Here is a 14,988-nt window from a genome sequence, read left to right as displayed (position 1 = left end):
AGGGAGCGAGTGTGGGCAGCAGCGCCGCTGCCCACACCACGACATCAGTTCTGAGGACGTTGCTTGGTAGCGTCCAGCTCTGCCTTCTTGGCAGTGGAGATTTCGGTGATCTTGGCCGACTTCTCGATAGCCATATCAAAGGTGGCAGACATTTTTTCGATTGCTGCGTCCGAATTGCCGGAGCTTACGGGTGGAGTCTCAGCCATGTTGTTTCTCCTTGCTTCGAGGGGGAAGTTTCAACTGCCAATAGGCAGAGCAAAATGCCATCACAGAACAGCGATTCAGGGATAAGTAACTGGATGATCCCGGCAATCAACATGTCCACTGTTCTGCCGGATCAATACTACGCAGCCGTCATTGTCAGGTGCTGTGAAAAGTTGTGAAATCGACCTTTCACAACGCATTAAAAGTACTAACGCTACAATGATATCAAAGTGATATTTATTTCCGCTTTATTTCTGTTCGAATTATTTTTCAAGTACTGCCTGTGCGGGAGGCGGCGTATTTCGGGCTGTTCAGGCACGCTGCCTGATTCCATTGTTTTTGTGAAACGTTGTGAAAACAGAAGTCCCCGTCTTCTTTCTCGCCACCAGAATGTTAGTGTCTGCCTATTAAGCACTAGTTAAAGCGCCTGCAAAACGAGACTCAGTTCAAACTTTTGATGCGCTCTTTATTAACTACTGATCTGCCAGTGCGCCACTGAGCCCTATCACTTGAACTGCTCTGATAACCGCACACTCGTCAACGTGCAGTATTTGAGCAGCAAGGCGCCTGCGCAGGCGTGGACGTTTGGCGAGCGGCCGGTTGCACGCCCTGTCCTCACTGCTAACCACTCACAACAGGAGTTACCCGCCATGTCGACGTCTACGGTCAGCCCCGCACCCGGTCCTGTTCCCACCCCTGCACCGGGAAACAATGCAAATACCCGATTCAACCAGGTGTTGCAGTCCAGCAACCGCAACGGTGCCACATACCGGCCGGCCAGCGCGAACGAAAAGGCACCCGCGCTGAGTGACTATGCGTCCATAGAAAAGCCGGGGACCGTCGCGGCGGACACAGTGCGTTATGTGACAGAGAAAGGTGATCACGTACTGGTCAGCAAATCCACCAGCCCGGAGCTCTATCAGCAGGTCGTTGACGACCAGCCCGCGCTGGCCGGTTTCAAGACCAGCGTCGCGGCGGGCTATAAACCGGCTGCAGCAGATGCCGAAGCGCCGTCGGGCTCGGGTGGATATCTGCGCATCGGGCCGCCGGAAGAAATGGGCCCTGGGCTGATTCGCTACGAAGCCGCCGACGGCAGTAAAGTCATTGTTTCCGAACAGCAGAACCCGGAACTGTTCAAGCAGGTCGCTTCGGATTTCAAAACGCTTTCGGGCATCAACAGCAGCCAGCAGGAAGGCTATCGCCTGGCGGGCGCAGATGAAAAAGTGCCTGAAAAACTGGGAGACTTCGCGGTGGTCGGCCCGGTTGACGAGGCCGGGCCGGGCCTGATGCGTTATGTCGACCGCGAGGGCAACAAAATCGTGGTGTCGCAGAGCGATAATCCCCAGCTGTACGGCGCAGCAAAAGACGCCTTCAATTCGCTGACCGGCCTGAGCAAAAGCGAGACGGAAGGTTATCGCAGGGCCGGTGACAACGAAGTCTGGCCGCCGGTATTCGGCACCACTGTCGGTCCACTGAACGAGGCTGGCCCCGGCACCCTTCGTTACGAGCACAACGGCGAAAAGGTGGTGGTCGCTCGGGACGACAATCCGAAGTTGTTCGACTATCTGAAGGCCCTGCAGAGCGTTGTCGCGGACCCCGAGAAAAGGTCGGCGATGGAAAAAGCCGTCAACGAAGGGCAGATTCTCGCCGATGGCAATACCCCCCTCCCCGGCCTGAACGACATTGTCGAGTTCCACTGGATACCCGGTCAGGAACAGAGCCAGATCAGCTACCGTAACCAGCAAGGCGAAACCGTCGTCGTGACGCAAGCGCTGACACCCGACCTGTTCGAGAAAGTCACCACCCTTCATGACGCCTGGAACAAGATCAACAGTAGCCGCGAAGAAGGCTACAAGCTGGCCGAGCCCAACGACTTTCTGAAGAATCAGGACATCACCATCGGCTCACCCGACGAGTTGGGCTCAGGCCTGATCCGTTTCGAGAACGGTGATGGCAAATTCATCGTATCCAAAGACGCGAGCCCGCAACTGTACGATGACGTGGTGGAAAAATGGAACGCGCTGGGCACCGGCAATATCAGTGACACCCGCACCCGCTATAACCTGCCTGCCGTGGCCGATGTGGACCTGATGGGGCAGAAAACCGGGGTGAAAGCCGACAAGGATGACGAGAAGTCCGAAGAGCTCAACGTTGGCGAACTGGCGACCAAGGAATTGCTCGATCAATACCGCGAAGGCGTTAAGAAAGGCGACATTGCCAAGGATGACCCACGCGCCAAACTGGTCCGCGCAATAGAAGCGCAGGCGGCCTACGACAACGGTCGCGGCCTGACCGGCTATGAAGAAGCGCAAGGTGCATTCGGCGGCACCTGGCGCGAGTTCGACAGCAAACAGACCCAGCTCAGTTCCGCCGATATGCACGACATCATTGATGGCGGCAAACTGCAGGAGCAACTGACCACCCTGTTCTCTGACCCGACGGTGCAGCAGGACTACCAGAGCAAGATGACCGAGGCGCTGGACAAGGTGCCCAACAAGGACGAGATCAAGCAGAAGCTGCTCGACCTGACCGCCAATCCTGACTATGTGCTTTATCTCAAGGACCTGAAAAAGCAGGGGCTTGGGCAGGAAGCGCAAAAAGACCTGAGCGACACGCTGTCTTCGCTGGCGCTGGTCGACCCGGAAGGAGCCAGCAAGGCGGCGCAGTCCATTCAGGCCGATGGGCTGACCAGTGACCTCAATGATCTGGTGGCCGACCCTTCAAAGATCAGCGACGAGAACAATGCGCTGGCCACCAAAGACCTGTTCGGCCTGCTCAAGGCAGAGCTCAAGGGCTTTCTGGTCGACATGCCACGCTTCCTGCAACCGACCTTCGAGAAATTCATTCAGGAGGGGGTGGTCGGCAATGCCAAGCCCGCCGACATTGCCAAAGCGCTCAAGGAAGTGGGCGATGCTTATCAGAAAAACGGCAAAGTCAGCGAAGACGATATCAAGACGGCCCTGTCCAAGCCCTACATTCCAGTGGCGGACCGCGGCAAGCTGGGCGAGATTTTCAACACCCTGAACAGCAAGGGCGTCATGGGTTCGGTGGCCGCGGGCGTGTCGTTGTTCTCGGCTATTTATCAAATGGTCGGTAACGGCGGCAAGCTGGGCGAAACACCCATTCAGCGCCTAGGCATTGCCAAGGATTTTCTGAGCTTTGCCGGTGGTGCCAGCCATTTTGTGCGTCTGGCTGATCAGGTCGGCGACCTGATGGGCAAAGGCGGTCTGGTGGACATGCTCGGGCTGGACAAGACGTTGCCAGAGATTTGGGGCAAGGAGAACTTCGGCAAGACTAAGGAAGTGAGGGTCAGCGGCATTTCCGCAAGTAACCTGAGTGAGATCCGTACGGCACTGGACGCGACTGATGACTATCGGCTCAGTTCCACGCTGGGTGATATGGCCGGGGGCGCTGAAGCCGAGCGGCAGGCGATGGGAGGGATTACCCAGAGGCTCAGTGACGCTGTGCAGGCGTCAGGTGCCAAGCTTCCTTCTGCGACCGCCAGCAAGATCGCCGGTTCGGTGGTCAAGGTACTGGGGCCTGCGACAGATCTGGCCGGTGGCTTTGCCGACATCGTGCTGGGTGCGTTCACCATCAAGGACGGCGTCAAATCCGGAGACAAACTCGCTCAGGCTGCGGGCGGGCTGCAAATCGCCGGGGGCGCCTTCGGCGCGTCAGCCGGGGTGCTGGGAACGGCAGCACTGGTCGGCGCAGGCGGCGCTGCGGCAACCGCACTGGCCGGGCCGTTCTTTCTGGTCGGGGTGGCCATTGCCGTGGTCGGCGGGATTATCGGCTACTTTGTCGACCACAACAAAAAACAGAAAGCCTCCGAAAACGAGAACGACTGGTATCGCGACCTGGCAGCGGACGGCCTGTTGCAGGCCGACTGGGGCGACAAGGTGGAATATGCGCACTATTCGATCCATCACTACCAGGAGCGCGAAGCACCGGCAGACGACAGCCTGTTCCGCTTCCAGAGCGCCGAATGGCAGCACTTCGACGAGACACCACAGAAGGACGGCTCTTCCACCAACCGGCTCGATGGTGAGCTCCATGTGGAATTCGGTGAGACGCATAAAACACCGGACCAGGAGCAGCGTGACCAGTTGCGAGAGGCGCCTCGCTGGACTGGCCCGAAAATCTGAGCCAACCCACTGATGCTCGACAAGCCGCCTGACAGGGGCGGCTTGTCGGTTATTGCTCAGGGCGCGCCGAACAGCATTGTCCAGTAAACGCCATAGTCGGTGTGGGTGCCCGTCGCATAGGCCGCGCCGACTTCCGTGAACATCGGGTTCATCAGGTTGGCGCAATGTCCGGGGCTGGCCAGCCAGCTGGCCATGGCCTTGCTTGCAGAGCTCTGCCCCGCTGCAATGTTTTCACCGATCTGCCGTCCGCTGTAACCGGCCGCACGTGCACGGTCCGCTGGTGAGTCGTTATCGAAACCACGATGGGTGAAGTAGTTTTCACTGGCCATCGATTGACTGTGCCCCTGCGCGGCCATTTCCAGCGTAGCGTTCCAGCTCAACGGTCGAGCCGACGGAAAAGGCCGTTTACCACACATGCGTGGCTTCGCGCGTGCCGCATTCACCTGTGCCAGCAACAATCGGCCAGCCGAGCGCGCATCTTCCAGCCTCTCGCTGTCGATCAATGGCTTCGCCAGCACGACACGCCACTCGGCCCTCTCCTGAGTAATGCCTATGTCAGCGTACTGCGGATCGAGCAAGGCGCTGCAATAGCGACTCTTGAGCATGCCGAACGCTTCGTTGGCGCTCTGCGCACCGACCAGCCTGATAGTGCGCACCGTCGCGGCCTGATAACCCGATGCCTTGAGCGCCTCGCGAGAATTGCCGGAAAAAACGATGGGCAATGCCAGCGCGGAATTGAGCGTCAACGCTCTGGACGCCTTTGGCGTACCTGCGTCGCAGCGCTCGGGTTGCCCGCGATAATCATTGATATTCTGCAACAGACGTCGCTCATCGCCCGCGTGGACCTGACCGGCGAACACCGTAAACAAAGGAATGAGGCACAAGCAGCCTCGCGCAAGCGGACGGAGGGATTGAGGCATGAGGCTCGTGCTCCTGGACGGTGGACAGCCCTGAATGACAAGGCCCCGATAAGACCCTGAAAAGGCCGCAGGGTTCCAGACCTTCCGGGCACGGACCTGTCTATGACCGTCACATCGGGCCGTCCTGAGAAAGATAGAACCAACACCTCAGGCAACCCTCTGAACTCAACACCTTGCGTCTTTCAGAAAAGGATTTTCAGCATGCTCGCCTCAGACAGTATGTCGCCTGACACCTCATCGCTACGCCGGGCAATCACTGCGCCCATGCTGATGCTGTTCATTCTCGGTGATGTTCTGGGTGCAGGCGTTTACGCGCTGGCGGGAACGATAGCCGGTCGCGTCGGTGGCGCGATCTGGGCGCCACTGCTGATCGCCTTGTGTTTTGCGCTGCTGACTGCGGCTTCCTACGCCGAACTGGTCACCAAATACCCGCGTGCCGGTGGCGCTGCGGTTTACGCGGAAAAAGCATTCGGCAAACCGTTGCTGTCGTTTCTGGTCGGCTTTTCGATGGTTGCAGCAGGCGTGACCAGCGCTGCAGGTCTGGCGGTCGCGTTTGCCGGTGACTACCTGCAGGCCTTGGTCGACTGGCCCGCACAATGGGTATGCGTAGGATTTCTGGTGATCGTCGGCCTGCTCAATGCACGAGGTATCAAGGAATCCCTGTCCGCCAATTTGCTGATGACCGTGATTGAACTCAGTGGCCTGCTGATGGTGATTGCGGCTGCAGTCTGGTTCGTCAGCCAAGGGCATGGAGAGCCACAACGGGTTTTCGAGCTGGACACAGCCGCACCCGCCACCGCCATCCTGGGCGCATCGTTGCTGGCATTTTATTCGTTCGTGGGCTTCGAAACGTCGGCCAATCTGGCGGAAGAGATCAAGGACGTGCGCAGGGTGTATCCCAGGGCGCTGTTCGGTGCCTTGCTGATCGCAGGTGCCGTTTACATGCTGGTCGGGGTCGGCGCAGCGATGGTGCTGCCGGTCGAGCAACTAAAGGGCTCGCAAGCGCCTTTGCTGGATGTGGTCAGCGCCTCAGGGCTGGGAATTCCGGCACCATGGTTCGCGGTGATCGCACTGATCGCCGTCGCCAACGGCGCGCTGCTGACCATGATCATGGCCAGCAGGCTGACTTACGGCATGGCGCGTGAAGGTTTGCTGCCGACCGCGCTAGGCTCGGTTCTGCCTCGCCGTCAGACCCCAGGGATCGCCATTCTCGGCACAACGCTGGTCGCGATCGCCCTCTCCTTCACCAGCACGCTGACCATCCTTGCCGAAACCGTCGTGCTATTGCTGCTTTTCGTGTTTCTCAGCGTCAACGTCGCGGTGCTGGTGCTCAAACGCGACAAAGTCGAAGCCGGACACTTTCAGGTTCACTGGGTGATTCCGGTGCTCGGCATTCTCTCCTGCGTGCTGCTGCTCACCCAGCAAGGTGCGCAGACCTGGCTACGGGCAGGCATCCTGCTGGTGGTCGGAACGGTGTTATATGGGCTGACTCGACTGGGCAGCTCGGCTCTGGCCTCGCATCCTCGCTGAACAGGCAGCCATTGCTTCAGCGCTTGCCGGCGCCTCGCCGGAGCTCGGCAAGCGCCAGGTCCAGCCCGTCGATGATGAGCTTCAAGCCAAACCTGAACTCATCCTCCACCGAAATGCCAGGCAAGTGGCGTCCGGCAGCAGCAATTGCCGGGTATTCATCCGCATCCAGTGCGGAGAAAAATTCGACCAGATCCTCGCCTTTTGTGGCCTCGCTTGCGCCGTGAGAGTGCTGCTGTATGGCGAAGCCCAGCACATAGTGAGCGACCGACGTATAGGCGCGGGCAGCCAGTTCGGCAGGAAACCCGTTGGCCAGAAACAGCACAATGCCCTGCTCGCGAAGCTTGAGCCCGTTGGGTCCGATGGGTATCTGTGACACCAGCAGCGGCAAGATACCCGGATGCTTGCGCAATACGCGATAAAGGCGCTCGGCGCCTGATGCGCAGGCTGTTTGCCAGGCATGCCCATCGCTGCCCTGCCCTTGCCGTGTTTCTTCAACAACCTCGGATTGATCGGCACTCATTTCGCCCAGCACGCTATCGACCACGTAAATCAGTATCTCGTCCTTGCTGGCGAAGTGCCGATAGAGCGTCGCCGTTCCGGACTCAAGGCGCTCGGCAAGCATGCGCATGTTGAACGCCTGCGCCCCCACCGCATCGACCGTCTCCAGGGCCGTTGCAATGATCCGTTCTACCGAAACGGAAGGTCGACCCCGACCTGCGCTTTTCTCGGCACGGGGTGCGCGGGTCATCCACCAGCGAGGGCTTCCGGGAACGGCTTGGCAATTCGGGTCTTCAGTCATTTGCAGATTATAAGCCCAACGTAGCCGCTTACCGCTAGCCCGCTGATGACCAACGCCGCCTCGCCGCTCGTCTGCACGGCTGCCTTGCGAACCACCTGAGCAGTTGACAGAACCTCATTATGGATACATCGTATCCGAAATAGGAGAAGCAATGACCCGCTGCTGGAAGTGGCCCCCACAAAAGCGCAGTTCGGACATGTCAGCAGACAATATTCTCTCCAGGCAGGCACCTTCAAAATGAATACACATCGGCATAGCGTGCAGGACCTTTGCGACGTCCTGATAATCGGCTCGGGACCGACCGGACTGACCCTGGCATGCGATCTGGCCCGGCGCGGGATCAAGGTCAGAATCATTGAAAAAGCGGCTGTACCGTTCAATGGTTCTCGCGGCAAAGGCATACAGCCACGAACGATTGAGGTCTTCGACAACCTTGGCGTCGCCCAGCCATTGTTGCGCGTCGGGCAGCTTTATCCACCAATGAAGTTTCATGTTTCTTTCCTGAAGATCAAATGGAACATGATGAAGTACCAGAAACAGACAGCGGATATTCCATACCCGAACGTCTGGCTCGTACCGCAATGGCGCACCGAGCAGGTGTTGCGTGATCGACTGGCTGAACTGGGCACTCAGGTTGAGTGGGCCACTGAAGCACTGCAGATCAGACAGGATGCCGAAGGTGTCTCTGTTCAGGTTGCCTGCCAGGGAGAGACCCGTATCGTGCATGCCCGCTATCTGGTCGGCGCTGACGGCGGCAAGAGTTTCGTGCGCAAGCAGCTGGGCGTGAACTTCACGGGCTCCACCTCTCAGGAGGGCCGGATGATCGTTGGCGATCTGCAGGTTGACGGGCTTTCCCGGGATGCATGGCACGTCTGGCCGACGCGCAGAGGCGGAATGATCGGCCTGTGCCCGCTTCCGCATTCAAACCTGTTCCAGCTGATGATGCGTCTGGACGCCGACGAACCCGTTCCGCAACTCTCAGAGCACGTTATCCAGACCCGCTGGCTGGCAGCCACAGGTTCCAGAAAGATTCACTTGCACAGCCCGACCTGGCTTTCGGTATTCCGCCCCAATGTGCGGCTGGCCGAGCGTTATCGGGTCGAGCGGGTGTTTCTCGCCGGCGACGCCGCCCACGTGCATACCCCTGCAGGCGCGCAAGGCCTCAACACGGGCGTGCAGGACGCATGGAATCTGGGCTGGAAACTGGCAGCGGTGCTGGGCGGCGCGCCCGAGACACTGCTCGACACTTACGAAGAGGAACGCAGGCCTGTGGCTGCAGCGGTGCTGGAGTTGTCCAGCGAACTCTTCAATAACACCACTGGCACCGGCTTGCCAACATTCAGGCGTGGCGACAAGGAGCGGCAGTTATTACTCAACTACCGCGCCAGTTCGCTTTCCGTGAACTGCGCCGACAATGTCGATGGCAAGGTCCAGGCAGGCGATCGCGCACCCGATGCCACCTGCTCGCAGCAACACGGCGGACGCACGCGGTTGTTCGATGTATTCAGAGGCGGGCATTTCACCTTACTGGCGTTTGGTACGCAGGCCATCGCTGAATTGGAAACTTTCGGCAGCCCCGACGAGCGATTCCTGCAGGCATTTGCGCTACGCCCCGAGCACGTCAGCAATGACCGCAACGGCCTGGTCGATGAAGCCGGTCAGGCGTGTGACGCCTACGGCGTAAGCCATCAGGAAAACATCATCTTTCTGATACGTCCCGACGGGTATGTCGGCCTGACCGCCACGGACGACTTCGTACCGGCCATCCAGCGTTACCTGACCACACTGTCCGGCACACCGGGCTCTCTTTCTGGCAATGACGCCGACATGCAGGCGACACGCGCAGTCGCACACTGATGCACGCCAGAAAGACCACTCAGAGAGCCCTCGACATGAAACGCCTTTTCCTTCCCGCACTGACTGTTGTCGTATTGCCTGCCCTGTCGTTACAGCTGGCCCACGCCGAACCGGGCGATTTCAGCCTGGGCCTGGGCGCTGCCATCAGCGAAAGCCCTTATGCAGGCGTCGGCACACAGGTCAACCCGATCCCGCTGATCAAGTACGAAGGCGAACGCTTTTACGTCAACGGCGTAACGGCGGGTTACCACCTGATCAACACCGAGTCGTTCGCCCTCGATGCCATTGTTGCCCTGCAGATGGACGGTATTGATCGTGACGACTTCGGTCGTCGCGAACTGGCTCGAAACGGCATCAACCGCGACCTGCTGGAAGACCGTGACAATGGCATCGACGCCGGATTGGCGGCAAAGCTGCGCGGTGATGCCGGCCTGCTTGAACTGGTCGCCAAAAACGATATCAGCGGTGCCAGCGAGGGTTATTCGTTGAACCTCGAATACGCGTACCCCTTCACTTGGGGCAACACCCGCTTCAAACCCAACATCGGTGCCACCCACCTGTCCGGCAATAGTGTGGATTACTATTACGGCACCCTGAACGAGGAAGAACGACGCGGCATTGCCGAGTATCGTCCCGGTAGCGCCACAGTGTCCTATGTCGGCATTGGCTTTTCTCAGCCAATCGGTAAACAGTGGGAAGTCTCGGGTAACCTGCGCTATAGCGCCCTGCCGGATGAACTGAGCGACAGCCCGCTGGTGGAGCACGACACAGACAGCTCGACGTCGATGTTCATCGGGATATCGCGAAAGTTCTGACGCTGAAGACCACCCTCGTACCGCCTCGAACCCACTCACCGGGAGCCCGCCGTGCTCGAACGATCACTGAGCGTCTTGATTGTCGAAGATAACCTGGCGCTGGCCGCCAACATGTTTGATTACCTGGAGGCCTGCGGGCATACGCCGGACGCCGCGCCGGATGGCAAATCGGCCATGCGCCTGCTCGCGGAAAACCGCTACGACGTCATGGTGCTGGACTGGATGATGCCGCGCATGGACGGGATCTCATTGCTACGTCATCTGCGCAAAGAAATGAACAACCCGGTGCCGGTCATGTTGCTGACGGCCAAGGACCAGCTGGATGACAAGCTGGAGGGCTTTGAGTCGGGTGCCGATGACTACATCGTCAAACCGCTGGCCTTGCCTGAACTGGAGATTCGCCTGCGAGTGCTGGCGGCGCGCAACCACACGCGGGCAGACAGGCGACAAATACTGGAAATCGCTGACCTGCGCTTCGATCTCGGCACGCAGTTGGTGACGCGCGACGGCATGCCGTTACCGTTCTCGCCGATCCGACGGACGCTGCTGGAGGTGCTGATGCGCAACTCACCGCACGTGGTCACACGCACGCAACTTGAATCACTCATCTGGGGTGACAGCGTGCCCGATGGCGATCTGTTGCGCTCGCACATGCACCTGCTCAGAAAAACCATCGATGGCGAGCGCACTGCCGGGCAAAAACTGCTGCATACCGTACAGGGCATCGGTTTTCGTCTGTGCGTGTGCGCGCATGATTAACCTTGCTGGCCGACGGGGCAGCCTGCATCGCCTCGTCAGCGCGATAATTCTCGGCTTCGGGCTGCTGATGACGATCGGTCTGACCACCCTCGGGTTCATGAGTCAGGACCTCATTGATCACCCGATCTGGAAGGATTTGCTTGAGACCGCGACCGCCAACACGCTTGAGGACGACGTGCTGCCCGGGGCGCAGAAAGACGCCAGGATCCAGGTCTGGAAACTGTCAGGCAGCACGCCGGCTGCTGGCATGCCGCCCCCTTTCGCTTCACTCGCACCTGGCTATTACAGTGAAGGCGATCTGGACCGTCAGGACGCTGTTAACGGCGATCGCGACTATGCGGTGCTGGTGACCCCGCTTGGCAAAGAGCGCCTGATCGCCGCCATCGACATCAGCGATCTGGAGCAGGAGCAGAACTTCATCGCGCTGGTCGGAGCGATGTTTCTGGTACTCAATCTGATCCTGATATTGCTGTGATCGCCTGGTTGTACGTGCGCCTGCATCTTCCGGTTCAGGGGCTTGCACTGGGCATGAAGCAACTCGACCCGGAGCGCCCTGCGCAGCGGTTGCCGGTGCACTACGCTCAGGAAGAGCTCAAGGACATTGCCTGCGGCATCAACGCGCATCTGGAACGGGTCGAACAATTCATGGCCCGCGAGCGCGCGCTGCTGGATCAGGCCAGCCACGAGTTCCGCACGCCCATCGCCGTGATCAGCGGTGCGCTGGATATCCTCGCCAGGCAAAAACTGCCGCCGCGTGCAGCGCCGCCACTGCAACGCATGCGGGCCACCGTGGAAAACCTGACGGAAATCATGGTTGCGCTGCTTTATCTATCACGTGAGCCGTTGACCGCCAACCGCGATGACCCGATTGAGCTCGATCGCCTGCTGCCCGGTCTGGTCAAGGATCATGAGCATTTGCTCGACGGCAAGCCCGTGAAGTTCTCGGTACAGATCCACCAGACGCTGACCCTGCACGTGCCGGAAGCCATGCTGCGCATTGCCGTCGGCAATCTGTTGCGCAACGCTGCGGATAACACCTACGACGGCACCATCGCTGTGCGGCTCAAGGATGATGTCTTGAGCGTGACCGATTCGGGCGAAGGGTTCGACACCGAGCAGGCTTCACGGCATTACCTGTCACTGCTGAGAAACCCGATCAGGACGGGCAGTGGCAAAGGCCTCGGGCTGTTTCTGGTGCGCCGTATCTGCGAACGTTTTCAGTGGACTCTGACGCTGGAGTCAATGCCGACGCTGGGCACCCGGGCAGGGCTCGACTTCCGCGGTCGGCCCCTTTGATGCACACACACTGCCCTTCGGATTTGCAAGGCAGCAGACGCATTGACTGCAGGTCCGGCCCCCAATAAAAAGCCCCTGCCGATAGATCGACAAGGGCTTTTCAACTGCGCTACCCGGTCAGCGACGCTTCATCCGGTCAATGATCACCGCCAGCAGCAGGATCGTGCCGCGAATCACGTACTGATAGAACGTATCGATGTTCTTCAGGTTCATCGCGTTCTCGATGATAGCCAGAATCAGCACCCCGGCGATGACATGACGAATCATGCCGATACCGCCGCTCAGCGACACCCCGCCCAGTACACAGGCTGAAATGACTGTCAGTTCAAAGCCCTGACCGATCATTGGCTGGCCCGAGGTCATGCGTGAGGCCAGCACTACACCCGCCAGTGCGCCAATCAGGCCATGTACGGCGAAGATGATGATCTTGGTGCGATCGACATGCACCCCGGCAAGCAATGCAGCTTCCTGGTTGCCGCCGATGGCCATGGTGTTGCGCCCGTAGGTGGTGTAGTTGAGCAGCCAGCCGAAGAAGATGAAGCAGGCAATGGTGATCAGGATCGGCACCGGCACGCCATACACCTGGCCATTACCGAAGATGAAGAAGTCTTCGTTGGACACCCCTACAGCCTTGCCGTTGGAGAAGATGTAAGCCAGGCCGCGCACGATCTGCATGGTCGCCAGCGTCGCGATCAAGGCGTTAATGCGCAATTTGGCGATCACGATACCGTTGATGAGGCCGACCACCAGCCCCAGCGCCAAGGCTGCAGAAACGCCCAGAAACACGCTGTCGGTGTCGCGGATCACAATACTGGCGATCACCCCTGAGCAAGCCAGCACCGAACCGATCGACAGGTCGAAATGCCCGGACGCCAGGCAGTACAGCATGGTGCAGGCCGCGATGCCGACGGTTGAAATGGCCAGGCCCAGACCGCGCATGTTCAGTGGCGACATGAAGTTGTCGATGAACACGGCGCAGAGCAGGAAAATCCCCACGGCTGCCAGGAGCATCACCCAGTCATCGACAAAACGACGCAGGTTCATGCCCTGACGGGGAGCCTGCAGGCTGGATTCGGTAGACATACGCACCTCTTTTTTATTGTTCATGGTCAAGGACCGATTGTCAGCCGCGCGTGCGAGGCAGAGCCAATTGCAGAAGTCGCGACTCGTCAGCCTCGTCGCGGTTGAGTTCGCCGGTGATTGCGCCTTCGCTCATCACCAGAATGCGGTCTGAAATGCCCATGACCTCCATCAGATCGCTGGACACTACAATCACCGCAATACCGTCAGCGGCGAGGTTGTGAATGATTTCGTAGATTTCAGATTTGGCACCGACGTCGATACCGCGAGTCGGCTCGTCCAACAGCAGGACTTTCATCGGCATCGACAGCCAGCGGCCAAGAATCGCCTTCTGTTGATTACCACCGGACAGGAACATGATCTGTTGATCCGGTGACGGCGTCTTGACGTTCATCGACTTGATCTGACCGCGCGCGTTTTCGCGTTCCCAACCGCCCTGAATCAGGCAGCCAAGATTCACATGCCGCGGCCGGGCACCGATGTTGATGTTCTCCGCGACGCTCGACAGCGGCACGATGCCTTCTTTTTTGCGGTCCTCGGGGCACAGCAGTATCCCGGCCTCGATGGCATCGCGCGGTGACTTCAGGGTCAGCGGCTGGCCATCCAGTTGCAGATTGCCTGCCGTGCTGCGCGTCAGCCCGGACAAGATGCGAAACAACTCGGTACGCCCCGCGCCCACCAGTCCGAAAAACCCCAGCACCTCGCCCTTCTGCACGGCAAACGTGACCGGCTCATGCAGCCCTGGCCCCAACAGCCCGGTGACGCGCAGGCTCGGACCTTGATGCTGGCGCGGTCGGTAGTTGTAAATGTTCTGAATATCGCGACCGACCATGCAGGTCACCAGCCGGTCATGGTCAAGATCGGCCATCTGTTCGAACGTCTTGACGAAACGTCCGTCCTTGAAAACCGTCACCGCATCGCAGACACGGAAGATTTCTTCCATTCGATGGGACACATAAAGAATCACCCGCCCTTCGTCGCGCAGCCGCACGATGATTGCCATCAATCGGTCAATCTCGCGCGCCGACAGGCTGCTGGTCGGTTCATCGAACGCAATGACATGGGCATTACGCGACATGGCCTTGGCGATTTCCACCAGTTGCCGCTGGCCCAGCGAAAGATCGCCCAGCCGGGTGTGTGGATCGATTTCGTCGGCCAGCCCCTTGAGCAGCTAAGCGGCCCGACGGTACATCGCGCCACGATTGATCAAGCCGAAACGATTGGGCATATGCCCGAGCAGCAGATTCTCGGCGACGGTCATTTCCGGCACCAGGTGCAGTTCCTGGTGAATCACCGCCACACCCGCCGCGATGCTGTCGGCGGTGGATTTGAACTGATGCGTCTGATCACCGATCTGCAGATTACCGCTGTTGGGCTGATACGACCCGCCGAGGATTTTCAGCAGCGTCGACTTGCCTGCGCCGTTCTCGCCCATCAGCGCATGAACACTGCCAGGGCGGGCCTCGAAGGTGATATCCGATAGCGCCTTGACGCCAGGAAATACCTTGCCGATGCCGTTGAAGCGCAGGGCGCCGCCTATGGGTTGAAGCTCGATAGCCTGTTGCATGAAACCAACCTCCTCG

Annotated in this window: 9 protein-coding genes and 2 pseudogenes; 6 read left to right on the top strand and 5 right to left on the bottom strand. The window is 59.3% G+C overall.

Annotated features, from left to right (window positions below; all coding sequences use genetic code 11):
* Positions 1 to 44 precede the first annotated feature (44 nt).
* Positions 45 to 206 carry a hypothetical protein gene (locus I9H07_RS10505; RefSeq protein WP_162839737.1) on the bottom strand — a complete coding sequence of 54 codons (162 nt, stop codon included), beginning with the start codon at positions 204 to 206 and terminating at the stop codon, positions 45 to 47.
* 648 nt (positions 207 to 854) lie between these two features.
* Between I9H07_RS10505 and I9H07_RS10500 the strand changes: the two genes are divergently transcribed.
* Entirely contained in the window at positions 855 to 4,349 is a 3,495-nt protein-coding gene (locus I9H07_RS10500) for a hypothetical protein (protein WP_236423288.1), read from the top strand.
* A 56-nt stretch (positions 4,350 to 4,405) separates the two neighbouring features.
* On the opposite strand, the gene I9H07_RS10495 is transcribed toward I9H07_RS10500, so the two are convergent.
* On the bottom strand, positions 4,406 to 5,269 hold the full coding sequence (locus tag I9H07_RS10495) for a CAP domain-containing protein (protein WP_236423287.1): 864 nt from the start codon (positions 5,267 to 5,269) through the stop codon (positions 4,406 to 4,408).
* A 201-nt stretch (positions 5,270 to 5,470) separates the two neighbouring features.
* Here I9H07_RS10495 and I9H07_RS10490 point away from each other — a divergent pair, with 201 nt between their 5' ends.
* Positions 5,471 to 6,799 carry an APC family permease gene (locus I9H07_RS10490; protein WP_236423286.1) on the top strand — a complete coding sequence of 443 codons (1,329 nt, stop codon included), beginning with the start codon at positions 5,471 to 5,473 and terminating at the stop codon, positions 6,797 to 6,799.
* Between the two features lie 16 nt (positions 6,800 to 6,815).
* Here I9H07_RS10490 and I9H07_RS10485 read toward each other — a convergent pair whose 3' ends face one another.
* Entirely contained in the window at positions 6,816 to 7,547 is a 732-nt protein-coding gene (locus tag I9H07_RS10485) for a TetR/AcrR family transcriptional regulator (protein ID WP_024673110.1), read from the bottom strand.
* A gap of 288 nt (positions 7,548 to 7,835) precedes the next feature.
* Between I9H07_RS10485 and I9H07_RS10480 the strand changes: the two genes are divergently transcribed.
* The 4 genes and pseudogenes from I9H07_RS10480 to I9H07_RS10465 all read left to right on the top strand — a co-directional run bounded on the left by I9H07_RS10480 (position 7,836) and on the right by I9H07_RS10465 (position 12,325).
* Positions 7,836 to 9,455: an FAD-dependent oxidoreductase gene (locus I9H07_RS10480; RefSeq protein WP_236423285.1), complete on the top strand. Its 1,620-nt coding sequence runs from the start codon at positions 7,836 to 7,838 to the stop codon at positions 9,453 to 9,455.
* 35 nt (positions 9,456 to 9,490) lie between these two features.
* On the top strand, positions 9,491 to 10,270 hold the full coding sequence (locus tag I9H07_RS10475) for a MipA/OmpV family protein (RefSeq protein WP_024673108.1): 780 nt from the start codon (positions 9,491 to 9,493) through the stop codon (positions 10,268 to 10,270).
* Between the two features lie 51 nt (positions 10,271 to 10,321).
* The gene (locus tag I9H07_RS10470) at positions 10,322 to 11,029 is read left to right on the top strand and encodes a response regulator transcription factor (protein WP_058391243.1); all 708 of its coding nucleotides are present in this window, start codon (positions 10,322 to 10,324) and stop codon (positions 11,027 to 11,029) included.
* Positions 11,022 to 12,325, top strand: a pseudogene (locus I9H07_RS10465) (sensor histidine kinase). The gene I9H07_RS10470 and the pseudogene I9H07_RS10465 overlap by 8 nt, the downstream one beginning before the upstream one ends.
* Positions 12,326 to 12,442: 117 nt before the next feature.
* On the opposite strand, the gene araH reads toward I9H07_RS10465, so the two are convergent.
* Complete coding sequence (araH, locus tag I9H07_RS10460) at positions 12,443 to 13,408, bottom strand: L-arabinose ABC transporter permease AraH (RefSeq protein WP_007251745.1); 966 nt, start codon at positions 13,406 to 13,408, stop codon at positions 12,443 to 12,445.
* 40 nt (positions 13,409 to 13,448) lie between these two features.
* Positions 13,449 to 14,972, bottom strand: a pseudogene (gene araG, locus I9H07_RS10455) (L-arabinose ABC transporter ATP-binding protein AraG).
* Positions 14,973 to 14,988: the final 16 nt, after the last annotated feature.

The organism is Pseudomonas syringae (genome assembly GCF_023278085.1).
Classification (GTDB): domain Bacteria; phylum Pseudomonadota; class Gammaproteobacteria; order Pseudomonadales; family Pseudomonadaceae; genus Aquipseudomonas; species Aquipseudomonas syringae_Q.
This window is presented reverse-complemented; position numbering and strand designations above follow the sequence as displayed.

Coding starts and splice junctions, on each gene's coding strand:
- I9H07_RS10475 (WP_024673108.1), top strand. CDS start 9,491: ATGAAACGCCTTTTCCTTCCCGCACTGACTGTTGTCGTATTGCCTGCC.
- araH (WP_007251745.1), bottom strand. CDS start 13,408: ATGTCTACCGAATCCAGCCTGCAGGCTCCCCGTCAGGGCATGAACCTG.
- I9H07_RS10485 (WP_024673110.1), bottom strand. CDS start 7,547: ATGACCCGCGCACCCCGTGCCGAGAAAAGCGCAGGTCGGGGTCGACCT.
- I9H07_RS10480 (WP_236423285.1), top strand. CDS start 7,836: ATGAATACACATCGGCATAGCGTGCAGGACCTTTGCGACGTCCTGATA.
- I9H07_RS10490 (WP_236423286.1), top strand. CDS start 5,471: ATGCTCGCCTCAGACAGTATGTCGCCTGACACCTCATCGCTACGCCGG.
- I9H07_RS10495 (WP_236423287.1), bottom strand. CDS start 5,269: ATGCCTCAATCCCTCCGTCCGCTTGCGCGAGGCTGCTTGTGCCTCATT.
- I9H07_RS10505 (WP_162839737.1), bottom strand. CDS start 206: ATGGCTGAGACTCCACCCGTAAGCTCCGGCAATTCGGACGCAGCAATC.
- I9H07_RS10500 (WP_236423288.1), top strand. CDS start 855: ATGTCGACGTCTACGGTCAGCCCCGCACCCGGTCCTGTTCCCACCCCT.